Annotated in this window: 17 protein-coding genes; 9 read left to right on the top strand and 8 right to left on the bottom strand. The window is 71.5% G+C overall.

The genetic code is table 11. From position 1 onward, the window contains the following. Window positions 1-50: 50 nt before the first annotated feature. The 6 genes from ACIHFD_RS40220 (at window position 51) to ACIHFD_RS40195 (ending at window position 7,780) form a co-directional block, all read left to right on the top strand. Window positions 51-1,520, top strand: coding sequence for a zinc ribbon domain-containing protein (locus ACIHFD_RS40220; protein WP_397371413.1), 1,470 nt, complete (start codon window positions 51-53; stop codon window positions 1,518-1,520). After that, window positions 1,520-3,235 (top strand): serine/threonine protein kinase, encoded by a 1,716-nt coding sequence (locus ACIHFD_RS40215; protein WP_397371412.1) that lies wholly within the window; start codon window positions 1,520-1,522, stop codon window positions 3,233-3,235. Before ACIHFD_RS40220 ends, ACIHFD_RS40215 begins: the two co-directional genes overlap by 1 nt. 70 nt (window positions 3,236-3,305) lie before the next feature. After that, on the top strand, window positions 3,306-3,962 hold the full coding sequence (locus tag ACIHFD_RS40210; protein WP_185072735.1) for a response regulator transcription factor: 657 nt from the start codon (window positions 3,306-3,308) through the stop codon (window positions 3,960-3,962). 70 nt (window positions 3,963-4,032) lie between these two features. Further along, window positions 4,033-6,108 (top strand): DUF6421 family protein, encoded by a 2,076-nt coding sequence (locus ACIHFD_RS40205; protein ID WP_397371411.1) that lies wholly within the window; start codon window positions 4,033-4,035, stop codon window positions 6,106-6,108. After that, window positions 6,105-6,734, top strand: a complete 630-nt coding sequence (locus tag ACIHFD_RS40200; protein WP_397371410.1) for an SDR family NAD(P)-dependent oxidoreductase — start codon at window positions 6,105-6,107, stop codon at window positions 6,732-6,734. Before ACIHFD_RS40205 ends, ACIHFD_RS40200 begins: the two co-directional genes overlap by 4 nt. After that, window positions 6,731-7,780, top strand: a complete 1,050-nt coding sequence (locus ACIHFD_RS40195; protein ID WP_397371409.1) for a threonine aldolase family protein — start codon at window positions 6,731-6,733, stop codon at window positions 7,778-7,780. Before ACIHFD_RS40200 ends, ACIHFD_RS40195 begins: the two co-directional genes overlap by 4 nt. A gap of 21 nt (window positions 7,781-7,801) precedes the next feature. Here ACIHFD_RS40195 and ACIHFD_RS40190 read toward each other — a convergent pair whose 3' ends face one another. Beyond that, window positions 7,802-9,223, bottom strand: coding sequence for a phytoene desaturase family protein (locus ACIHFD_RS40190; protein ID WP_397371408.1), 1,422 nt, complete (start codon window positions 9,221-9,223; stop codon window positions 7,802-7,804). An 8-nt stretch (window positions 9,224-9,231) separates the two neighbouring features. Next, window positions 9,232-9,867 (bottom strand): DUF305 domain-containing protein, encoded by a 636-nt coding sequence (locus ACIHFD_RS40185; protein ID WP_397371407.1) that lies wholly within the window; start codon window positions 9,865-9,867, stop codon window positions 9,232-9,234. A 128-nt stretch (window positions 9,868-9,995) separates the two neighbouring features. Here ACIHFD_RS40185 and ACIHFD_RS40180 point away from each other — a divergent pair, with 128 nt between their 5' ends. Continuing rightward, window positions 9,996-10,709, top strand: a complete 714-nt coding sequence (locus ACIHFD_RS40180; RefSeq protein WP_397371406.1) for a DUF3105 domain-containing protein — start codon at window positions 9,996-9,998, stop codon at window positions 10,707-10,709. A gap of 135 nt (window positions 10,710-10,844) precedes the next feature. Here ACIHFD_RS40180 and ACIHFD_RS40175 read toward each other — a convergent pair whose 3' ends face one another. Both ACIHFD_RS40175 and ald read right to left on the bottom strand, forming a co-directional pair. Further along, window positions 10,845-11,348, bottom strand: a complete 504-nt coding sequence (locus ACIHFD_RS40175; protein ID WP_350728689.1) for an EF-hand domain-containing protein — start codon at window positions 11,346-11,348, stop codon at window positions 10,845-10,847. Window positions 11,349-11,421: 73 nt separating this feature from the next. Continuing rightward, window positions 11,422-12,537 (bottom strand): alanine dehydrogenase, encoded by a 1,116-nt coding sequence (gene ald / locus ACIHFD_RS40170; protein WP_397371405.1) that lies wholly within the window; start codon window positions 12,535-12,537, stop codon window positions 11,422-11,424. 148 nt (window positions 12,538-12,685) lie between these two features. Between ald and ACIHFD_RS40165 the strand changes: the two genes are divergently transcribed. Continuing rightward, a complete protein-coding gene (locus tag ACIHFD_RS40165; protein WP_397371404.1) occupies window positions 12,686-13,627 on the top strand; it encodes an excalibur calcium-binding domain-containing protein in 942 nt (313 codons plus the stop codon). Here the strand turns inward: ACIHFD_RS40165 and ACIHFD_RS40160 are convergent. From ACIHFD_RS40160 to ACIHFD_RS40150, 3 genes are all read right to left on the bottom strand, one after another. Further along, on the bottom strand, window positions 13,624-15,003 hold the full coding sequence (locus ACIHFD_RS40160) for an NCS2 family permease (RefSeq protein ID WP_397371403.1): 1,380 nt from the start codon (window positions 15,001-15,003) through the stop codon (window positions 13,624-13,626). The two genes, ACIHFD_RS40165 and ACIHFD_RS40160, sit on opposite strands and share 4 nt — an antisense overlap. Before the next feature lie 61 nt (window positions 15,004-15,064). Then, window positions 15,065-15,298, bottom strand: coding sequence for an EF-hand domain-containing protein (locus ACIHFD_RS40155; protein ID WP_357729518.1), 234 nt, complete (start codon window positions 15,296-15,298; stop codon window positions 15,065-15,067). After that, window positions 15,282-17,486 carry a molybdopterin cofactor-binding domain-containing protein gene (locus ACIHFD_RS40150; protein ID WP_397371402.1) on the bottom strand — a complete coding sequence of 735 codons (2,205 nt, stop codon included), beginning with the start codon at window positions 17,484-17,486 and terminating at the stop codon, window positions 15,282-15,284. The genes ACIHFD_RS40155 and ACIHFD_RS40150 overlap by 17 nt, the downstream gene beginning before the upstream one ends. 95 nt (window positions 17,487-17,581) lie before the next feature. On the opposite strand from ACIHFD_RS40150, the gene ACIHFD_RS40145 reads away from it, so the two are divergent. Continuing rightward, window positions 17,582-19,075: a PucR family transcriptional regulator gene (locus ACIHFD_RS40145; RefSeq protein WP_397371401.1), complete on the top strand. Its 1,494-nt coding sequence runs from the start codon at window positions 17,582-17,584 to the stop codon at window positions 19,073-19,075. Here ACIHFD_RS40145 and ACIHFD_RS40140 read toward each other — a convergent pair. Continuing rightward, on the bottom strand, window positions 19,050-21,881 hold the full coding sequence (locus ACIHFD_RS40140) for a BTAD domain-containing putative transcriptional regulator (protein ID WP_397371400.1): 2,832 nt from the start codon (window positions 21,879-21,881) through the stop codon (window positions 19,050-19,052). The two genes, ACIHFD_RS40145 and ACIHFD_RS40140, sit on opposite strands and share 26 nt — an antisense overlap. Window positions 21,882-22,322 lie beyond the last annotated feature (441 nt).

Below are 22,322 nucleotides of genomic sequence, written 5' to 3'. Positions count from 1 at the left end.
TTACAGCATGCGATTGGGACCCTGGTCCTAGACCTGCGTTGGGAGCGGAGATGGCGCGCCTCACAGCTCTTGCCGGTGGCGTCGCGACGGCACTGGTGCTGATCGCCATGCCGGCCGCGGCTCACGAACACCCGAGCGGGATCACCGACCTGGTGACCCCGGCCGTGGTGCGACTGGAAGCCGTGTCTCATGTGGAGATCACCCTGCTCGACCACATCGGCGAGCTCAAACATGTGGAGCGGTCCTACGACATCCCGTTCGCCGCGGGCACGGGGACCGTCGTCAACCCCGACGGCACGATCGTCGCACTCCGGCGCCTGGCCGTGAACCCCAACGACGTCGCGATCTACGCGGCGAACAAGGTCTTCGCCGAGCACCACAAGGTGAAGATTCCCCTCGACTACGAGAAGCACAAGCTCAAGGACGACCTGCTCAGCCACCACCTGGCGGAGTGCTACCCGCCGAAGACCGACACCGCCACCTGCATCATCAACGTGACCACCGAGATCACGGCCTATCCCAACGTGTCGCCGCCGACCCCCAACGGCATCAAGGTCAAGTGCATCAAGGCCGGCCCGACGCCCGACAGCCCCGCCGTGCTGGTGCCGGTGACCCCCATGACCGGAGGCGTCGGCATGCCCACCGCGCCGCTCGCCGACCAGGTGCCCGAGCAGGAGGGCGCGCCCACCAACGTGGCGGGCTTCCTCGGCCGGCCGGGCCCGAAGGTCCTGGAGACCGTCGAGATCGCCCACCTGGGCAAGGGTGGCGGGGGCGGTGACAACGGCAGGCCGTTCGCCGACCCGGAGAAGAAGGTGGACGAGCCGGTCAAGCTGGGCGGCCTGGCCGACCAGGGACTCATCGGCGCCCCCGTGATCGGCGACAAGAACGGCCACATCATCGGCCTGCTGGTGGGTGGCGGCAAAGAGGGCAGGATGATCGGCGTCAGGGAGATCAACGGCATCCTGGCCGCCGCCAAGGTGGTGCCGCGCAGAGGCGCGATCGACACGGCGTTCGAGGCGGCGCTGACCCGCTATCACACCAAGTACTACACGGAGGCCGCGCCCGGCTTCCAGCGCGTGCTGGAGCTCTATCCGGGCAACGTCGTGGCCGCCAAGCTGCTGAAGACCTCGCTGGAGAAACGGGGCGGGCCGGAGGACCAGGGCACGAAACAGGTGGCGGCCACCACCACCCGGTCGACCCCGCTGTGGCCGTTCATCGTGGCGGCCGGAATCCTTTTCATGGCAGCCGCGGGCGGGGCGTATCTGCTGTGGCGCCGCCGTGCTCCTGAAAAGGTGACAGAGCCGCCAGAACCACCGGGGGCGGCCGCGCCACCGCTCGACGACGGGGCCAACCAGACCGTGGTCGTACGGCGGTCGCAGGCCTTCCCCATGGTCCCGCAGCAACAACAGCAGGTGATGACCGCGCCGAACCCGGCGATCAAATACTGCACCTCGTGCGGCATGCGACTCGGGCCCGCGCATCGCTTCTGCGGTTACTGCGGCCACCCCATCGAGACGTGATGCCATTGAACGAAAGATCGCTCATCGGCCAGGAGGTGGCCGGGTACTACATCGAGGACATCGTCGGCAAGGGCGGCATGGCCGTGGTCTACCTTGCGCTCGACCCCAGGTTGAGCCGCCGGGTGGCGCTGAAGATCCTCAACCCGGTGCTCAGCGTCGACGACCGGTTCAGGCAGCGGTTCATCCTGGAGTCCAGAACGGTCGCCAGCATCGAGCACCCCAACATCATCCCGATCTACGAGGCCAACGCGGACGCCGACGGCGTCCTCTACATCGCCATGCGCTACGTCGACGGGCTCGACCTGCGCCGGCTCATCTACGACCGCGGACCGCTGCCGATCGCCCAGGCGAACCAGGTCTTCGCCCAGGTCGCCGCCGCCCTCGACGCCGCGCACGCGCACGACCTGATCCACCGCGACGTCAAACCGGCCAACATCCTGATGGCCGGCGACCACGTCTACCTCACCGACTTCGGCATCACCAAGCACCGCTCGTCGATCTCCGGGCTGACCCAGACCGACCAGTTCATCGGCACGCCCCGCTACATGTCGCCCGAGCAGATCAACAAGGAGCACATCGACGGCCGCGCCGACCAGTACGCGCTGGCCTGCGTGGTCTACGAGGGGCTGTCGGCGCGGCTGCCGTTCCAGCGCGAGAACGACATCGCCCTGCTCTGGGCCCACCTGGCCGAGCAGCCGACGCCGCTGTCGCAGCTCAGGCCCGACCTGCCCGCGCAGATCGACGCCGTGATGATGCGGGCGCTGGCCAAGGCGCCCGAGCAGCGTTACGCCACCTGTACGGAGTTCGTGACCGCGCTGCGTGACGCGATCAGCGGGCACCAGCCCGACCCCATGAGCGGCCCCACCAGCGGGCCCCACCTCGTGCCCCGCCAGGGTGCCCACTCCGGGCCGCACCCGGCGCCGTACCCCGCGCCTGTCCCGGGGCCCACGACCGGACCCACGACGGGCCCCACGACCGGCCCTCCGACCGGCCCCGCTTCTGGGCCCACCTCAGGCCCGCGTCCCGCGCCCGTCCTGGGGCCCCCGTTCACGCCGATCGGGTCGGACCGGGCCCCCGCGCCCCCCACGCATCCGACCGCGCCCAAGAAACGCCCGGGACGCGTCCTGATCGTGGCCACCACGCTGGTCGCCGCCGTCGCGGCCCTCGCGCTCGTCGCCATGATCATCATGAACCACCGCGGCGACACCTGGTCCCGCTACAAGACCAGCTCGGCCGCGCCGCTCACGTTCGAGTACCCGGGCGACTGGACCGTGCGCACCCACCAGGACCTGTTCGCGGTGGTCTCGCCGCACGCCCAGGAGTTCGAGTCCCTGTTCGTGGCCGGCCCCGGAGCGGACTGGTCGGCGATCTCCCAGGTCGTCGAGGACGACCCCGACTCCGCCTCGGGCGTCTACGTCCAGGTCTCCGACACCCTCGACGCCGGCGGCAACTCCGAGCAGATGAAGGCCAAGATGGAGGCCCTGCTGCCCGGCCAGGTCGACGTCGGCAAACCCGTGCCGGACCAGGCCGGCACCAGCCCCGCCACCCGCTTCGACGGCTCCCTGCACGACCCCGCGTCCGGCACCAGGCTGGGCTTCGTCAGCTACGTGATCGACCGCCAGCCCAAGACCATGCTCGTGATGTACTTCTGCGCCAAGGCCACGTGCGACGACGCCACCCAGACCCGCATCCGGCAGAGCGTCCATGTGTCGTGACTTGTGACTCACTTGCGTGCGGCTTGGCCTGGGTGTTCAAGGCGGGTGCCCGGCGTCTACCCTCCGGCTTGTGGGCATTCGCATAGTCATCGCCGACGATCAGGCGATGGTCAGGGCCGGGCTGCGCATGGTCGTCGACAGCGACCCCGGCATGGAGGTGGTCGGGGAGGCGTCCGACGGGCGCGAGGCTGTCGCCGTGGTCAGGCGTACGCGGCCGGACATCGTGCTCATGGACATCTCGATGCCCCGGCTCGACGGGCTGGCCGCGGCCAAGGAGTTGCTGGACGACCCGTCGCCGCCCAAGGTCATCACGCTGACCACGTTCGACACCGACGAGAACCTCTACGCCGCGCTGCGCGCCGGCACCAGCGGGTTCCTGCTGAAGGTGTCGCCGCCGGAGCAGCTCCTGGAGGCGATCAGGGTGGTGCACGCGGGTGACGCGCTGCTCGACCCGGCCGTGACGAGCCGGGTGATCGCCACGTTCGCGGGCCGGGCCGAGCCGACGCCCTCGCCCCGGCTGGCCGAGCTGACGCCGCGCGAGCTGGAGGTGCTGCGGCTGCTGGCGCGCGGCCTCACCAACGCGGAGATCGCCGGGGAGCTGTACGTGGGGGAGGCCACGGTCAAGACGCACGTGGCGCGGGTGCTGATGAAGCTGTCGCTGCGCGACCGGGCGCAGGCCGTGGTCTTCGCGTACGAGACCGGGGTGGTCCGGCCGGGTGCCGCCTGAGGGTTTGGCGGAACATGGAGCATCATGTGTATATTTTCCGTCAGAAGGCGGTAGATACAGGAGATATTTCATGCAAGCGTTCCCTCGGGTGCTGTTCGACGAGGCTCACAGCGAGTCGTGGACCGTCCGGCGCGAGGTGGCCGAGGCCATCAACCCCGCCCATCCCGACGACAACAGCTACGCCCGCGCGGCCGGGCTGCTCCGGCACCTGGGGCACACGGTCGGCGCCCACACGTCCGGCGCGCTCACGCCCGAGACGCTCGCCGAGCAGGACGTCTTGGTGATCGCGCACCCGTCGGGAGAGCGGTGGGAACGTACCATCGGGCAGGGCAGCCCCCTCTTCACCGCCGCCGAGCTGGACGCGATCGAGTCCTTCGTCGCCGACGGCGGCGGGCTGGTGGTGCTGGCCGAGGAGGAGCAGGACAAGTACGGCAACAACCTGCGTGAGCTGCTCGGGCGGTTCGGGGTGGGCGTGGCGCACACCACCGTGCGCGACCCGAAGCACGCGCACCGGGATGTGGCCACCTGGGTGCTCGCCGAGCCCGCCACCACCTCCGGCCTGCTCGCCGGGGTCCGCGCGGCCTGCTTCTACCGCACCGGCGTCCTCACGATGGCGAGTGAGGGAGCGGGCGCGGGCGAGGTGCTGTTCGCGACCTCGCCGACCGCCGACCCGGCGGGCGCGCCGCTGGCCGCCGCCGTCCGGTACGGCAAGGGGCGCGTGGTAGCGTTCGCCGACTCCGACCTCTTCGGCGACGACTCCATCGAGGACTACGACCACCGGCGCCTCTGGGGGAACGTGGTCACCTGGGCCGCCCGCGTCCCGGACGCCGGCGGCGCCGCAGCGTCACGCGACGAGGCCAAGGCGGCCGGGTTCGCCCGGCTCAAGGCGGCCGTCGAGGAGCTGCGTCCGCTGCAGGTCAAGGACGGCTCGGTGCCGGAGGAGAAGGAGCGGGCGAAGGCGCTGGTGGCCGAGATCGGCGCGCGCCTGGGCGAAATATCGCCATATTTCCCGCATGACGCCGCGTACCTCCAGGCCGTCCAGGGTGACCTGGCGAAGTGGGCCGAGCAGGACCTCGGCGTGCCCGACTTCCTCGACTCGCTCGACCTGTTCCACCCCGACACCCAGCGCGAGGACGGGCTGGAGCACGTCGTGGTCTTCCCCATGTACACCCAGAACGGCAACCCCGCCCGCAACCTGGAGGCCGTCTGGATCCGGACGATCTGGCCGGACTGGCTGGCCGGGCTGGAGGCGGGCGGCTACGACAACCCGATGTTCGTGCCGATCGCGTTCGAGGACTTCACCTCCGGCTACGACACCCACTCCGCCGTGCTCTTCCCCGAGACTGTCGCGGTGCGGCAGGCTCCGGCGCGCTTCACCTGGGGCGGGATCTTCGCCGACCGCGAGGCCGCCAGGTTCAGGCGGGTGTCGCAGGCCGCCGCCGAGACGCTCAAGCTCGACCTGCCGCCGGACGCGGCCAGGCTGCTGGCCTCGCAGCGGCTCGCGCAGGACACGTTCGTGCTCTGGGACCTGGTCCACGACCGCACCCACAGCCACGGGGACCTGCCGTTCGACCCGTTCATGATCAAGCAGCGGATGCCGTACTGGCTGTACTCGCTGGAGGAGCTGCGCTGCGACCTGACCGCGTTCGGCGAGGCCGTCAAGCTGGAGGCCCAGGGCGTGCCGCACGCGCGGTACGTGCAGGTGGCGATCCTGTTCGACCGGCTGTTCAGGTTCCCGATCACCGGCGAGCGGGTGCGGAACTACGACGGGCTCGGCGGGCAGCTGCTCTTCGCGTACCTGCACCGCAACGACATCGTGCGCTGGACGGACAACCGGCTCACGATCGACTGGGAACGGGTCGCGGACGGGGTCGCCGACCTGCGGGGCGAGGTCGAGAAGCTGTATCGCGACAGCATCGACCGGTCCAAGCTGGCGCACTGGCTGGCGGCGTACGAGCTGGTGGGCGCGTACGTGGCGCCGCATCCCGGCTCCGTCTGGGCCAAGGGCGTCCAGGCGCTGCCGGAGGAGCAGAAGGCCAAGGTGGACGCGGTGCTGCCGGACGAGTTCCCCCTGAGCATGTTCTACGAGGCACTGCGCCGTAAGCTGGGCGAAGTGGTCGAATCGACTAAGGGACTTCGCGCATGATCATTCTGGTTACGGGTGCTGGAGGGCCGACGGGGGAGGCCGTTTCCGAATATTTCCGGAAAAATGGTCATACGGTGATCGGGGTCGACAAGGAGGACGTGGACCTGCTGGACCGTACCGCCGTACAGGGCCTGGCCGACTGGATCGAGCGCGATCACGGCCGCGTGGACGGCGTGGTGCACCTGGTCGGCGGCTGGCGCGGCGCCGGCTCGTTCGCCGAGACCAGCCTCGACGACTGGGATCTCCTGCACGACCTGTTGATCCGCACGCTCCAGAACGTGTCGCTGGCCTTCGAGCCGCTGCTGCGGGACAGCGACAACGGCCGCTTCGTGATCGTCTCGGCCAAGGCGGCCGAGCGGCCCTCCGCCGGGGGCGCCGCCTACGCGGCGGCCAAGGCGGCGGCGGAGGCGTGGACGCTCTCCCTCGCCGACTCTCTCTCCGGCACCGGCAGCGCGGCCACCATCCTGGTGGTCAAGGCCCTGGTGAACGACGCCATGCGGGCCGAGAAGCCCGCCGCGAAGTTCGCCGGCTTCACCGACGTACACGACCTCGCGGAGGCCATCGGCGGCCTCTACGACCGCCCCGCCGCCGAGGTCAACGGCACCCGATTGGACCTTACTGCGTGACTTCCCGGCACGACCCCCGGCTCAAGGCGTTCGCCAGCGACAACTACGCCGGGGTGCACCCCGAGATCCTCCAGGCCATCGCCGCCGCCAACGGCGGCCACCAGACCGCTTACGGCGAGGACGTCTACACCGAGGCCATGGCGGAGGTCTTCAAGCGGCACTTCGGCGAGCAGGCGCAGGCCTGGCCGGTCTTCAACGGCACCGCCGCGAACGTCGTCTCCCTCCGTTCGATGACCGCCCACTGGGAGGCGGTCATCTGCGCGGAAAGCGCCCACATCCACACCGACGAGGGCGGCGCGCCCGAGGTGGCGGGCGGCATCAAGCTGCTCACCGTGCCCACGCCCGACGGCAAGCTCACGCCGGAGCTGATCGACCGGCAGGCGTGGGGGTTCGGCGACGTGCACCGGGCGCAGCCGCGCGTGGTGTCCATCTCCAACACCACCGAGCTCGGCACCCTCTACACGGCCGACGAGATCGCGGCGATCTGCTCGCACGCCCATGACCTGGGGCTGCTCGTCCACCTCGACGGCTCCCGCCTCACCAACGCCGCCGCCGCCCTCGACGTCCCGCTGCGGGCCCTCACGACGGACGTGGGGGTGGACGTGCTCTCCTTCGGCGGCACCAAGATCGGGCTGCTGTACGGCGAGGCCGTCGTCGTCCTCAACCCGGCCGCCGCCAGCGGGGTCGACTACATCCGCAAGACGTTCATGCAGCTGTCGTCGAAGATGCGCTTCGTGTCGGCGCAGTTCGAGGCGCTGCTGTCGGGCGACCTGTGGCTGCGCAACGCCCGCCAGGCCAACGCCATGGGCCGGCGCCTGGCCGGGGCGGTCAGCGGCATCCCGGGGGTGACGCTCACCCGGCCGGTGGAGGCGAACGCGGTCTTCGCGATCCTGCCCCGGGACGTGACGGAGCGGCTGGCCAAGCGGTTCCGGTTCTACACGTGGAACGAGGCGACGGGGGAGGTGCGGTGGATGTGCGCCTTCGACACGACGGAGTCCGACGTGGACGCCTTCGCCGCCGCTCTGGCCGACGAAATGCACCCCTGACCCCTGCGTCGCCGGTGGTCGTTATGGTTTGGCGGGGGTGGCCTGCAGGGCGAGGCGGGCCGCCTGCCAGCCGCCCATCCCGTGTACCGACGGGCCGGGTGGGGTGGAGGCCGAGCACAGGAAGACGCCCGGCAGCGGGGTGCGCCACGGCGCCGGCGACCAGACGGGGCGGCGGAGGAACTGGACCAGGCTGGTCAGGCCGCCGGTGATGTCGCCCCCCACCAGGTTGGGGTTGGCGGCCTCCATCGCGGCCGGGCCCATCGTGTGGCGGGCCAGGACGCGGTCGCGGAAGCCGGGCGCGTACCGCTCGATCTGGGTCTCGATGGCGTCCGTCATGTCCACCGTCGAGCCGGCGGGCACGTGGCAATAGGCCCAGAACGTGTGCCCGCCTCTCGTCGGATCCGCCGCGTACGGCTGGACCGCCAGCACGTACGGCCGGGGCGAGTGCCGGCCGGCGGTCGTCTCCGCCTCGCTCAGCGCGATCTCCTCCAGCGTCCCGCCCAGGTGCACCGTGCCCGCGTCCGCCACCGCCGGATCCCGCCACGGCACCGGCCCGTCCAGGGCCCAGTCCATCTTGAAGACGCCGGGACCGTACCGGAAGCGGGCCAGCCGCCGCCGGTAGCCCGCCGGGAGGTCCGCCATCGCGAGGAACTGCCGGGGCGAGACGTCCAGCACCACCGTCGGCGCGGACAGCTCCGACAGCCGGCGCACGCGGTGGCCGGTGACCGCCTCCCCGCCCAGCGACCTGAGCTCGGCCACCAGCGCGTCGGCCAGCACCTGCGACCCGCCCCGCACCAGCGGCCAGCCCGCCAGGTGGGCCAGGGACGCCAGCATCAGCCCGTATCCGGCGGTGATGGGCGCGCGCAGGTCCCGTACGGAGTGGGCGGCCATGCCCGCGATGAGCGCCCGCCCCTCCACGGTCCGGAACGCCCGCCGGGCGAACGTCGTGGCGGGCAGGGCCGCCGCGAGCCCGAACCCGGCCGCCTGCGCGAACGTACGCGGCCCCGTGGCCCGCCACGGGCCGAGCGGCTTGAGGAGCAGGTCCACCAGCGGGAGCCCGGCGCGGGCGGCCGCGCCCACGGTCGCCAGCCAGGCGCCCGCGTCGCGGCCCAGGCCCTGGGCGGTGCGGTGGGCGTCGCGGTGCACGAGTACGGCCGGGCGGTCGTCGAGCGGATGGGCCACGGGCACCGGAGGATGCGCGAACTCCACACCCGGAAGGTCCAGCGCCCGGAACGCGGGAGACGCCACCGCCATCGCCATCACCGTCGCGCACAGGTCGTGTACCCGCCCCGGCAGCGTCAGCTCGCCGGAGCGCAGCCCGCCGCCGAACCGGTCGGCGGCCTCCAGCAGCAGCACCCTGCGCCCGGCGCGGGCCAGCGTGACGGCGGCGACGAGCCCGTTGGGCCCGGAGCCCACCACGACCGCGTCGGCGTCCCCGTCCACGGCCGGCCTTACTGGGGCTTGAGGATCGACGGGTAGGGCTGCGCGCCGCGCTGCTTGAGCAGCTCCGTCATGAGCTTGATCTCGCCGCTCTGCCCCTGGACGATCTTCTGCGCCATGCTGACGACCTCGGCGCGCGTGGACAGCTTGAGCAGCCCCTCGGCCATCTGCACACCCCCCTCGTGGTGGCGGATCATCAGCTGCAGGAACAGCACCTCGGCCTGCGTGCCCTGCGCCTCCTTGAGCTGGGTCAGCTCCTGCGGCGTGGCCATGCCGGGCATGGAGCCGGGCGCGGCCCCGTTGGCGGGCGTCGCGGTGCCGCCGTGGCCGTGGCCGGCCATCCAGGCCATCGGCTTCTGGTCGGTGGCCTGGTCGAGACCCCACTGCTGCAGCCAGCCCAGGAACATGCCGCGCTGGTTGGCCTGGGTGTTGATGATGTCGAAGGCCAGGTTTCTGATCTCCTTGGCCGGGCCCTTGTCCCTGACGATGAACGACATGTCCACGGCCTGGGCGTGATGCGTGGCCATGTCGCGGGCGAACCCGGCCTCGGCCGAGGTGTCGCCGGGCGTGCCGTCACGGCCGAACAGGAAGAATGCGGCCACGGCGAGCACGAGCACGCCGCAGGCGATCAGGATGGGTTTACTCACGGGCTTTTCCATGGCCCGTCCAGCGTACCCACCGATGACGTCGTGATCGGACGCTTATAAGCGCCTTATTCTCCGCATACGCCGGGAGGCAATAGGGTGACCGGAGTTGGTACGCCGATGGAGGAACGATGACGAAGGAGAAGGCGCAGGCGAGGCGCGAGCATCTTGCGAAGATGCGGGCCGAGCAGAAGCGCAAACAACGCCGCGCCGCGCTGCTCATGTGGGGGACGGGCGGTCTGATCATCGTGGTGCTCGTCGGCGTGGTCGGCTTCTACCTGGTCAAGCAGGCCAGGGAGACCTCGTTGGACGCCGTGGCCAATTACAAGTACGAGGCCGGGCAGCACGTGTGGAACGCGGTCACCTACAAGGAGAACCCTCCGGTGGGCGGCCAGCACAACAACTACTGGCAGGCGTGCTCGGTCTACGACAAGCCCATCCACAATGAGCACGCCGTGCACTCCATGGAGCACGGGGCCGTCTGGATCACCTACCGGCCCGACCTGCCCAAGGCGCAGGTCGACAAGCTGAAGGAAGTGGCGTCGTCCACGGGCCAGCAGGACTACATGCTGGTCAGCCCGTACCCCAACCTGCCCGCGCCGGTGGTCGCGTCGTCGTGGGGGCACCAGCTCAAGCTGAACGACTCCGCCGACCCGAAGCTGGGGGCGTTCATCAAGAAGTTCCAGAACGGTAAGGACACGCCGGAGCCCGGCGCCACGTGCGGCGGCGAGGACGCCATCACGACGACGGCCGACCAGGCGCCGCTGCCGCCGGAGCCGAAGGGCAACCAGCAGCAGCCGCCGATGGAGACCATCTCGCCGACGCCCAGCCAGTCGCAGAAGTAGCCCGCGCGGGGCCGGTGGGCATCGGCCGGAGCCGGGAACGGCGGTACGCCGGAGGGGCGGGTGGGTGGCCCCTTCGGCGGCGTGGCCGCCCCCTCGTGGGTGTGGGAACTCCGGCCGACGCCCGTGACGGGGCTCTCACACCCCGTCGATGAGGAGGCCCTGACGGGCGCGGGAGTACTCCTCGAAGGAGATGCGGCCGTCACCGTCGGCGTCCACCCGGGAGAAGGCCGCGGCGAGGTCGGTGTCCGCACGGTTCCAGACGGTCCGGAAATCCTCCATGGTGATCCAGCCGTCGCCGTCGCGGTCCGCGACGGCGAAGGTGGCCCGGGTGATCGGCGCGAGCACGGCTTCGAGCGCGCCCGTGCGTACCAGCGACTCGAAGGACGTGACGTACTCCTCCTTGCTGATCCGCCCGTCGCGGTCGGTGTCGAGGGCCCGGGCGTGGGTGTCCCAGGCGTTGAGGAACGCGTTGACGACCGCCTCGGCCTCGGGCGAGTCCGCGCGCACGCCGGTCTGCTCCAGCCGCCGCTGGGCCAGCGACAGGTAGTCGTATCGGGTCAGGAAGCCGTCGCCGTCGGCGTCCAAGTCCTTGAAGTTGCGCTCCGCGCTCTCGCGGAAGCTGCTCTTCTGCGCCATCATGACTCCGATCAGTTACTCTAAGTAGTCTAACGCTACTTAGAGTAACTCGCACCGGATGTGATGGACAGAAGGCTCACGAAAGAGCGTGTTCGACGGGCGTCCACTCCAGACCGTGCGCCTCGGCCACCGGGCGGCTGGTCAGGTGGCCGTCGTAGGTGCTCAGGCCCAGCGCGAGCGCCGGGTCCTCGCGCATGGCCCGCTTCCAGCCCAGGTCGGCGATGGCCAGCGCGTACGGCAGCGTCACGTTCGTCAGCGCGAACGTCGAGGTGTGCGGCACCGCGCCGGGCATGTTGGCCACGCAGTAGAAGATCGAGTCGTGCACCCGGTACGTGGGCCGCTCGTGCGTGGTCGGCCGGGAGTCCTCGAAGCAGCCGCCCTGGTCGATCGCGATGTCCACCAGCACCGAGCCCGGCTTCATCCGGCTCACCAGGTCGTTGCTCACCAGCGTCGGCGCCTTGGCGCCGGGCACCAGCACCGCGCCGATGACCAGGTCGGCCTCCGTCACCGCCTGCTCGATCTCCAAGGTGTTGGAGGCGACGGTCTGGCAGTGGCCCTGGTAGATCAGGTCGGCCTGGCGCAGCTTGTCGATGTTGTTGTCGAGCAGCAGCACCTCGGCCTGCATGCCGAGGGCGATGGCGGCGGCGTTCATGCCGGACACACCGGCTCCGATGACCACGACCTCCGCCGCGCGCACGCCGGAGACGCCTCCCATCAGCACGCCCCTGCCGCCTCCCGAGCGCATCAGGTGGTACGCGCCCACCTGTGGCGCCAGCCTGCCCGCCACCTCGGACATGGGCGCGAGCAGCGGCAGCGCCCGGTCGGCCGTCTGGACGGTCTCGTAGGCGACGGCGGTGCTGCCGGAGTCGAGCAGGGCCTGCGTGCAGGGCCTGGACGCGGCCAGGTGCAGGTACGTGAACAGCACCTGCCCCTTGTGCAGCCGGTGGTACTCCTCCGGCACCGGCTCCTTCACCTTCATGACCATGTCGGCGGTCGCCCAGACCTCGTCGGCGTCCGGGACCATGACGGCCCCCGCCGCGGCGAAGTCGTCGTCGGGGATCGCGGAGCCGACGCCCGCCCCCTGTTCCACGAAGACCCGATGCCCGTGGCGCACGAACTCGTGCACTCCGGCCGGGGTAAGGGCCACCCGATATTCGCTGTTCTTGAGCTCTTGCGGAACACCGACTTTCATGGCCGAACTCTTCTCGCTCTTGTGCGCTTACGCTTCCATTCTTCCTCTCTCCCCCGAATAGGTGAGGATTATCGGGCTGATTACCCCGGTGCCGCCGTACCTCGATAGGCTCACCGGCAGTCCGAACGTCAGGATGGGATCGCCATAGATGGACAAGCCGGAAGAGCCGCCGCCCGCGGACCCCGGGGAGCCGAAGGCCAGCAAGGCCACCACCATCTTGCTGATCGTCTCGCTCGTGCTCGTCGTGCTGGTCGCGGGAGTGGTCGGCTCGATCGCCGTCCTGATGACCAAAAATCCCGACACGCCGCTCCTGGGTGCCGCGCCGGCGCAGCAGCTGGCCGTGCCCATCCACTTCGCCCCCGTACGCGAGGCCAAGGCCGCGCCGTGCCCCGGCGCGGAGGCCGTGCTCGACCAGGAGCAGAAGAACTGCTACTTCCTGGAGGACGGCGTCACCGTCGACGCCGTGCAGCGGATCGAGCCGGTGCGCGAGAAGGACGGCCAATACTCCGTGCGCATCGCGATCGCCCCGCGGTTCAGGGAGCGCCTGGTGCAGCTCATCGACGAGCTGGTGCCCGACCAGCGGCAGGTGGCCATCGTGCTGGCCCCCGCGCAGCCTGACGCGCCCAAGGTCGTGCTGGCGGCGCCCGTCGTCACCCAGTACATGGACGGCGACAGCATGAGCATCTCGGGCTTCGAGAAGCAGGAGGCCGACGCGCTGGTGACCCGCCTGCTGGGCACCACGCCGGGCGCGTCCACGCAGCCCACGGACCCGGCCTCGCAGCCGCAGCAGCCCGGCGGCACCCCGCCGCAGACCAACCAGACCCCTCCCGGCCAGCAGAACAACCCTCCGGGCCAGCAGAACACCACCCCCGGCACCGCCACCACCCCGGGCACCAACCCCGCCGCCACGGGCCCCGCCACGGGCCCCGCGTCGGGCCCGCGGCGCACCCCCGACAAGCGCTACGCCAGCTGCAAGGAGGCCGTGGCCGCCGGGGACGGCCCCTACTCCAAGGGCACCCACGAGGAATACTCCTGGTACGTGGACGTCGACGGCAACGGCGTGGCCTGCAACAGCGGCGACATGCGCTAACCGAACAGCTCCTCCAGCCCGTCGATCGCGAAGTAGGCCACGAAGATCAGCGAGACGATCCAGAGCAGCCACGGGATCTCGGAGAAGCGCCCTCTGGCGGCCTTGACGAGGGTGTAGGCGATCACGCCGGCGCCGACCCCGTTCGTGATCGAGTAGGTGAACGGCATGAACGCGATCGTCAGGAACGCCGGGATGGCCACGTCCAGCTCGTCCCAGGGCACGTTCCTGCTCTGCGTCATCATCAGCGCCCCGACCAGCACCAGTGCGGGCGCGGCAGCGGCGGCGGGCACCACCGAGGCCAGCGGCGTGAACAGCAGCGTCAGCCCCAGCAGCGCCCCGGTCGCCACGCTGGCCAGACCGGTGCGCGCGCCCTCGCCGACGCCCGCGGCGGACTCGACGAAGACGGTGTTCGCCGAGGAGCTCACCGAGCCGCCGATCATGCCCGCCACGCCGTCCACGGTCAGGATGCGGCCCAGCCGGGGCACCTGGCCCCGCTCGTCCACCATCCCGGCCTCGTCGCTCACGCCGATGATCGTGCCCATCGCGTCGAAGAAGCCCGACAGCACCAGCGTGAACAGCACCACGGCCGCCGTCAGCGCCCCCGCCCTGCCGAACCCGCCGAACAGGTCGAACGCGCCCACCAGCCCGAAGTCCGGCGCCGCGACCAGGCGCTCCGGCACGCGCGGCGTGACCACGCCCCATGACCGGGGCGGGATCTTGGCGACCGAGTTGACCAGGATGGCCAGGGCCGCCGTCACGACGATGCTGATCAGGATCGCGGCCGGGGTCCTGCGTACGAACAGGACGATCATCAGGAGCAGGCCGAAGCAGAACACGACGACCGGCCAGCCGACGAGGTGGCCCGTGGCGCCGAGCTGCACGGGCGTGCCGGTTCCCCGCGTCACGAACCCGGAGTCCACCAGCCCGATCAGGGCGATGAACAGCCCGATGCCCACGCTGATGGCGTGTTTGAGCGCGAGCGGGATGGCGTTCATGATCAGCGTGCGCAGGCCCGTCACGGCCAGCACGATGATGACGAAGCCCTCCAGCACCACCAGGCCCATGGCCTGGGCCCACGTCATGTGCGGCGCGGCCTGGTAGGCGACCACCGCGTTGAGGCCGAGCCCGGCGGCCAGGCCGAAGGGCGCGTTGCCGACGAAGGCCATCAGCAGCGTGGAGACGGCCGCGGCGAGCGCGGTGGAGGTGGTGAGCTGGGCGATGGAGAGCCGGGCGCCCGTGACGTCCGTGGCGCCGGCCAGGATGATCGGGTTGAGCAGGATGATGTAGGCCATGGCCACGAACGTGGTGACCCCGCCACGCACCTCGCGGCCGACGGTCGTCCCCCGCCCGGTGAGCTCGAAGAAACGGTCGAGCACCCGCCATCCCCCTTCGCATGATCAAGGGGGATGGCGCATAGCTACCCGGCGGGTGAGGAGATCACGCCTTCTCGTGGCGCCCGTGACCCACGAGCCCCATGAACTCCTCCAGCCCGATCGTCCCGTCGCCGTCGTTGTCGGCCGACTTGATGAACGCCTCGATCTCGCTCTCGGACGCCCCCTGCCCGCCCAGCGCCTCGTTGGCCCGGCGAATCTCGTCGGCCGTCAGCAGGCCGTCGCCGTCGGTGTCGAAGCGCCGGAACTCCGCCTCGGCCGCTTCACGAGCGCTTGCCATCGGATACCCCCATTGTCGATCCGTCATCAAACAACGCGATATCTTCTGGCCTAATCGGAACCCGAGTCAACCGCAGCCCGGTCGCGGCCCGCACGGCGGCGGCGACGGCGGGGGTGGAGGAGAGCGTCGGGGGCTCGCCCGCGCCGCGCAACCCGTACGGCGCCGCCGGATCGGCATTTTCCAGGATCTTCATCTGCATCGGCGGCATGTCGAGGATCGTGGGGATGAGGTAGTCCGTGAACGACGGGTTCAGCACCCGGCCGTCGCGGACCTGGATCTCCTCCATGAGCGCCAGCCCGAGCCCCTGCGCGGACCCGCCCTGGATCTGGCCCTCGAGGGCCTGCGGGTTCAGGATGCGGCCCACGTCCTGGACGGCGGCCAGCTCGACCACCTTGACCAGGCCCAGCTCCACGTCCACGTCCACGACGGCCCGATGCACGCACAGGGCGAGCTGGGTGTGCGAGTCGCCCTGCCCGGTGATCGGGTCCATCGGGTACGTGGGGCGGTGCCGGTACTCGCGCGTCTCCTCGATCGGCCCGAACTTCTCCAGCGCTTCCTCCGGCGGCAGCCCGTTGAAGCGCTTGCGCACCGCCTCGCAGGCGGCCCGCACCGCCCCGCCCGTGACGTACGACTGGCGCGAGGCCGACGACGAGCCGGCCGAGCCGACGGAGGTGTCGGCGGTGGCCACGGTCACGTTCGCGATGCCCAGCTCGGTGCGGGCGATCTGGGCCTGGATCGTCACCAGGCCCTGGCCCACCTCGGCGGCGGCCGTGTGCACGGTGACGTGCGGCTCACCGCCCACCAGCTCGGCGCGGACCCTGGCCGTGGAGTAGTCGTCGAAGCCCTCGGAGAAGCAGATGTTCTTGATGCCGACGCCGTAGCCGATGCCGCGGCGCACCGACTCGCCGTGCGTGGTCTGGGACACGCCTCCGGGCATCGACCGCAGGTCATCAAGGGGTTCCGACGGTAGCGGCATCGCCTCCAGGTCCCGCAGCATCTCCGCGAGCGGGGCCGGGGAGTCGATCACCTGGCCGGTGATGAGGTGGGAGCCCTGGGAGACGGCGTTGCGCACGCGGATCTCCACGGGCGACAGGCCGCACGCCTCGGCCAGCCGGTCCATCTGCGACTCGTACGCGTAGCACGCCTGGACCGCGCCGAAGCCGCGCATCGCGCCGCACGGCGGGTTGTTGGTGTAGACGCCGGTGGCGTCTATCTGCACGTTCTCCACCTCGTACGGCCCCACGCCCAGCGACGCGGCGTTGCCGACCACGGCGGGGGAGGAGGAGCAGTACGCGCCGCCGTCCAGCAGGATGTCGGCCTTGACGTAGACCAGCTTGCCGTCGCGGGTCGCGCCGTGCTCGTAGCGCATCCGGGCCGGGTGGCGGTGCACGTGGCCGAAGAACGACTCCTCCCGGCCATACACGATCTTCACGGGCCGGTTCAGCCGCAGCGCCAGCATGCACGCGTGCACCTGCATCGACAGGTCCTCGCGGGCGCCGAACGCGCCGCCGACGCCGGACAGCGTCAGGCGCACCTTGTCCGGGGGCAGGCCGAGGCAGGGGGCGAGCTGGTCGCGGTCCACGTGCAGCCACTGGGTGGCGATGTAGAGGTCGACACCGCCGTCCTCGGCCGGGACCGCCAGGCCGGACTCGGGGCCGAGGAAGGCCTGGTCCTGCATGCCGACCTCGTACTCGCCGGTGACCACGACCTCGGCCTCGAACGTGTCGCCCCGCCGCACCGGCTGGTGCCGCACGAAACGCCGGGCCTGGCGGGGGTCGGTCACGGCCTCGCGCACCTCGTACTCGACCACGATGGCCGCCGCCGCCCTGCGCGCGGTCTCGGGGTGGTCGGCGGCGACCACCGCCACCGGCTCGCCCTGGAAGCGGACCTGGTCGATGGCCAGCACCGGCTGGTCCTTGTGGTCGAGCCCGTAGAACTTCTCGCCCGGCACGTCCTCGTGCGTCAGCACGGTCAGCACGCCCGGGATCTTCAGCGCGGGCCCCACGTCGATCGACCGGATCCAGGCCGACGGGTGCGGGCTGCGCAAGGTCGCGCCCCACACCATGCCGTCCAGCCACAGGTCGGAGGCGTAGGCGAACTCGCCGGTCACCTTCAGCGTCGCGTCGGGCCGCCGCGCGCTCTCACCGACCCCCGCGCCGTGCAGGGTCGTGTACGCGGTCTCCGTCATCTTCCGAGTAGAGCACCGCCGCCGCGCCGGATCCTATGCGCGTCGCGTGAAATCCAGGTCAGCGGTTGGCCTCGGCGCCTTGTATATTCCTCCAAGTGCGCATCTCTGACCTGCTGGCCATCGACGAACTGCGCCTGACCCTGCTCGCCGGCGACCCCTCGCGCGAGTTCGGCACCGTGCACATCACCGACCTGCCCGAGCCGGGGCGCTACCTGAGCGGCGGCGAGCTGGTGCTGTCGGGGCTGATGTGGTGGCACGAGCCGGGAGACTCGGCCAGGTTCGTGGCGGCGCTGGTGGAGGCGGGGGTCGCCGCGCTGGGCGCCGGGCAGGCGTGGCTGGGCCACGTCCCGGCCGACCTGGTGGCCGCGTGCGAGGCCGCCGGTCTGCCGCTGGTCGAGGTGCCGACGGAGGTGTCGTTCCGGACGCTGGCGGAGCTGGTCGTGCCGCGGCTGGCCGGCGACGTGCGCGACGCGCTCGGCCGCCACCGCAGGCTGGTCGCGGCCATCGCCGAGGGTGCCGACCTGCGCGAGCTGTTCGCGCTGACCGCCGCCGAGCTGGGCGTCACCGGCGCCGTGCTGTCCGCGTCGGGCGAGGTGATCGTGGGCGCGGCCAGGGATCCCGTACGGCTGGCGAGGGCGTACCTGACTGCGCCGCGGCTGCCCGCGCGCGTCGGCGACCACACGATCTTCGCGGTCGGGCGCGGCCACCGGGCCGCGGGCTGGGCGCTGGCCTGCGACGGCGACCTGATGGGCCGCGCCGACCTGGGCTACGAGCTGGCGTCCTGCGTCGGCCTCGAACGCAACCGCATGGAGGAGGGCCGCCGGGTCGAGCGCCGCCTGACCGAGCAGCTCATCGTGGCCGCGCTGGCCGAGTCCGACGCGGCCGAGCTCAACGCCAGGCTGCGGACCTGCGGGATCGACGCGGCGGAGCCGTACGCCGTGGTCAACGCCACCGCACCCAGGCAGGGCGCCACCCGCGGGCCCGACCCCGCCACGCTCGGCGGGCAGGTCGTGGAGGAACTGCTCGGCCGCGAGGTCGTGGCGGCGGCGGGCGCGGACGGCGCGATCGCCGTGGTGCCGCTGCGCGATCGCACCACGGCCGAGCTGGCCGACCGGCTGCGCGCCGGGGCGCAGGTGCTCGCCGCCCTGCCCGACACCCGCCTGTGCGTCGGCGTCAGCGGCGCGCTGACCGGTGCCGGCGCCCTCAAGGGCGGCGTGGAGGAGGCCGGGCACGCCAGGCGCCTGGCCGAGGCCCGCGCCGGGGGAGTGGTCACCAGCGACGAGATCTACACGCACGCGCTGCTGCTGGCCACGGTGCCGGGAGACGTGCGCCGCTCGTTCACGGCGCGGCTGCTGTCGCCGCTGCTCGACTACGACCGGCGGCACCAGTCCGACCTGGTGCGCACGCTCGGGATCTTCCTCGACTGCGCCGGCTCGTGGAACACCTGCGCGGAGCGGCTCCACGTGCACGTGAACACGGTCCGTTACCGGATCCGCAGGATCGAGGAGCTGACCGGGAGGAATCTGGCGACGATGGCCGACCGGGTCGACTTCTTCCTGGCGCTCAGGGACACGGGCCCGCCCCGCTAGCCCCCCGTGCCTCGTCCACGGCCGCCTTCTCCTCCCTCAGCCGCCGCTCCCAGCGGGCGTGGCCGAGCCCGCCACCGCCGGCCAGGGCCTCGTCGACGTAGGACAGGGCCCGGCCGGGATCCTTGAGCATCCGGTACGCCCGCGACAGCCCGATCAGGCAACGCACCTTCCCGATCCGGTAACCGCTCGCCTCGAAGAGCTCGCGAGTCCGGAGAAGGTGCGGCAGGGCCTGCTCCGGGTCGTCCAGGCCGAGGTAGGTCTCGCCGAGCGCGAGCCGGCTGTTCGCCTCATGGGTGGCGTCGCCCGCCTCCTCGGACTCGGCCAGCGCCTCGTGCAGCGCCTCACGCGCCATTTCCGGGCGTCCCATGCCCAGGTGGGAGTGCCCGATCATCAGCAGCGCGTACCGGATCCCCACCTTCGCGCCGATGCTCTTGGCCAGGGCGAGCTGGCGCTCCGCCCAGGGCAGCATCTCCTCGTAGCGTTCGCCCGAGTTGTAGGCGTTGGCCACGTTGCCCAGCGCGCGCATCTCGCCGAAGGCGTCGCCGATCCGCCGGGCGAGGTCCAGCGAGGACAGCTGGTGGGCGACGGCCTCGTCCGTGTGTCCCGTCATGCGCAGGGCGTTGGCGATGTGGCCGTGCGCGACCAGGGCGCCGGCCTCGTCACCGAGGCGCTCGCTCACCCGCAACGCCAGCGTGTTCAGCTCCTTCATCCCCGCCATGTGGTAGGCCCGCTCCTGGGGCCAGATGAGGCCGAACGTGAGGTTGACGCCGAGCCGGGCGATCGCGTCGTCGGGGGAGTTCATGGCCTGCACGGCCGCGGCCGACAGGACGGCCTCCTCCTCCCGCAGCCACGCCTTCGCCTCCTGCGCGGTGCGGACCTCGCGCGGGACCGCGTCGAGCGGGGTCGCCGGCTGCGTCCGGTGCGGGTCGCTGACGTGGCTGGCCAGGCGCGTGGAGGCGGCGTAGTACGACAGCGCGCGGATCAGCGGCCCGCGCCGGTCGGCGGGACGCAGTTCGCCGGCGAAGAGGCGGACGAGGTCGTGCAGCTGGTAGCGGCCGGGGGCGGCGCGATCGAGCAGGTGGGCGTCCACCAGCCGCTCCAGGGCCGCTTCCGCCTCGCCGGACGTGACGTCGGCCAGCGCCCCCGCGACCTCCGCGGTCATCTCGGGCACGTGCAGGAGCCCCAGCAGCGACAGCATGCGCGCGGCCAGCCGGTTCACGGGGCGCGAGCCGCGTTCGAGCGCGGTGTGGCTGGCGGCCAGGCTGGAGCGGACCGCCAGGTCGCCGGTCGCGAGCTCGTGCAGCCGGGTCCGCTCGTCGCTCAGCCGGGAGGCCAGCGCGGAGACGCTCCAGTCGGGGCGACCGGCCAGGCGCGCCCCGGCGATGCGCAAGGCCAGCGGGAGACCGTCACACAGGCGGACGAGCCTGGCCGTCTCGCCCGCGTCGGCCGAGATCCGGCTCGCGCCGGCCAGGTTGGCCAGCATCGTGGCCGACTCCGCCGGCGACATCCTGGCGAGCTCCAGCTGGACGGCGTCCTCGCCCCAGCTCATGGTCTCCCGGCTGGTCACGAGCAGCGTGTTGCCGAGCGAGGCCGACAGCAGCGGCCGGATCTGCGCGAGGTCGGCGGCGTCGTCCAGCACGACCAGCACCCGCCGGTCGTGCAGGCGGCTGCGCCACGCGGCCGCCGCCTCGTCCAGGTCGGCGGGCACGAAGGTGGGCGGCACGCCGAGCGCGCGCAGGAACCGCCCGAGCAGGTCGAGCGGGGTGAGCGCGGGCAGCTCGGGCGTGGCGCCCCGGCAGTTGACGTAGAGCTGGCCATCGGGGAATTGGTCCATGGCCAGGTGGGCGACGTGGGCGGCGAGCGCCGACTTGCCGACGCCCGGCGGCCCGGTGATGATCAGCAAAGGGCTCGGCGAGGTCGCGAGCCGCTCCTTCAGCCGCGCGATCTCCGCGGACCTGCCCACGAACTCCGCCAGCGGCCTGGGTAACTGGTGAGGCGTCTCTTGAGGTGCCGGCGCGCTCGGGGCGGGTGCCGCATCGGCCCGCAGCACCATCTCGTGGCACCGGCGCAATCCCTCGCCGGGCGACAGGCCGAGCTCCTCGGCGAGCAGGACCCGGCCTTCCTCGTAGACCGTCAGGGCCTCGGCCGGGCTGCCCGAGCGGAACAGGGCCGTCATGAGCAGCTCGCGGACCCGCTCGCGCAGCGGGTTGCGGCTGGTGAGATGGCGCAGCTCCTCGACGATGTCCCGGTGGCGGCCCAGGCGCAGCAGGCTCTCCGCGCGCAGCTCGAGGGCGGCGAGCCGGAGCTGCTCCAGGCGGTCGCGCTCCGTCTCCACGAACGGGCCGGACAGCCCGCTCAGCGCGGTGCCGCGCCACATCGCCAGGGCCTCGTCGAGCAGGCGCACGGCCTGGGGGTCGTCACCGGCGCGCCGGACCCGCCTGGCCTCCTCGACCCTCTCGGCGAACAGCAGCGCGTCCACCTGGGCGGACTCCACCCGTAAGACGTAGCCGGCCGGGGTCCCCGCCAGCACCCGCGACGGCTCGCGCCGCCCGCGACCGGGCTCGAAGGCCCGGCGCAGGCCGGCGATGTAGGTGTAGACGCTCTGCTCGGCATTGCGCGGGGCGTCCTCGCCCCAGATGCCGGCGATCATGTGGCTCATGGGAATGGGCCGGGCCACGGCGGCGGCCAGGATCGCGAGGGTGGTCTGCTGCCTGGCGGGCCCGAGATCGACATGCTCTACGGCCGTTCCGCGGTGGAGCTCCGCGGTCACCGCCCCCAGCAGGCGAATGAAGATCCCCTCGCCCACACGACCTCCTTGACTCGCCCTCGAACCGCGTCAACAGGGCAGCGTAATCAAGATCGTCGTTCCGTGAAGGCCTGCGGGACCGCTGTAGATCGAATGTAGACGTGGCCGATACATTGCCTAACAATCCGTGCCCGCCGGGCAGCAGGCCACATGACCTGACTGACCGGCGACTCAGGCAAGGTCGCCCGGACGGCAGATGGCGGGGCCAAGAGGCCCCTCACCGGCCGGGCCACGGTACGACGGGGCACGGAGTGCGGTTGCGTGCCCGGTATGCCGCCTTGCCTCGCCTGACGATTGCTGCTCAGCAGCAGTACACGTCCGATTGTCCAGAGGACAGGGAAGACGTTGCGGCACTTGTGGCCGTAGCATTACCTCCAACGGTTACCGCGGCGGTGATCACGGCAACCAGGACGGACAGGACAATGCGCATGCGCACGGGGG

Source organism: Nonomuraea sp. NPDC051941 (assembly GCF_044593615.1).
The sequence above is the reverse complement of the archived record's forward strand: the minus strand, read 5'-3'. Positions and strand labels throughout refer to the sequence as shown.

Excerpts from the sequence above, each read along its gene's own strand:
- ACIHFD_RS40220 (WP_397371413.1), top strand. The coding sequence starts at position 51 with ATGGCGCGCCTCACAGCTCTTGCCGGTGGCGTCGCGACGGCACTGGTG.
- ACIHFD_RS40150 (WP_397371402.1), bottom strand. The coding sequence starts at position 17,486 with ATGACGGAGACCGCGTACACGACCCTGCACGGCGCGGGGGTCGGTGAG.
- ACIHFD_RS40215 (WP_397371412.1), top strand. The coding sequence starts at position 1,520 with ATGCCATTGAACGAAAGATCGCTCATCGGCCAGGAGGTGGCCGGGTAC.
- ACIHFD_RS40175 (WP_350728689.1), bottom strand. The coding sequence starts at position 11,348 with ATGATGGCGCAGAAGAGCAGCTTCCGCGAGAGCGCGGAGCGCAACTTC.
- ACIHFD_RS40165 (WP_397371404.1), top strand. The coding sequence starts at position 12,686 with ATGGACAAGCCGGAAGAGCCGCCGCCCGCGGACCCCGGGGAGCCGAAG.
- ACIHFD_RS40200 (WP_397371410.1), top strand. The coding sequence starts at position 6,105 with ATGATCATTCTGGTTACGGGTGCTGGAGGGCCGACGGGGGAGGCCGTT.
- ACIHFD_RS40180 (WP_397371406.1), top strand. The coding sequence starts at position 9,996 with ATGACGAAGGAGAAGGCGCAGGCGAGGCGCGAGCATCTTGCGAAGATG.
- ACIHFD_RS40205 (WP_397371411.1), top strand. The coding sequence starts at position 4,033 with ATGCAAGCGTTCCCTCGGGTGCTGTTCGACGAGGCTCACAGCGAGTCG.
- ACIHFD_RS40155 (WP_357729518.1), bottom strand. The coding sequence starts at position 15,298 with ATGGCAAGCGCTCGTGAAGCGGCCGAGGCGGAGTTCCGGCGCTTCGAC.
- ald (WP_397371405.1), bottom strand. The coding sequence starts at position 12,537 with ATGAAAGTCGGTGTTCCGCAAGAGCTCAAGAACAGCGAATATCGGGTG.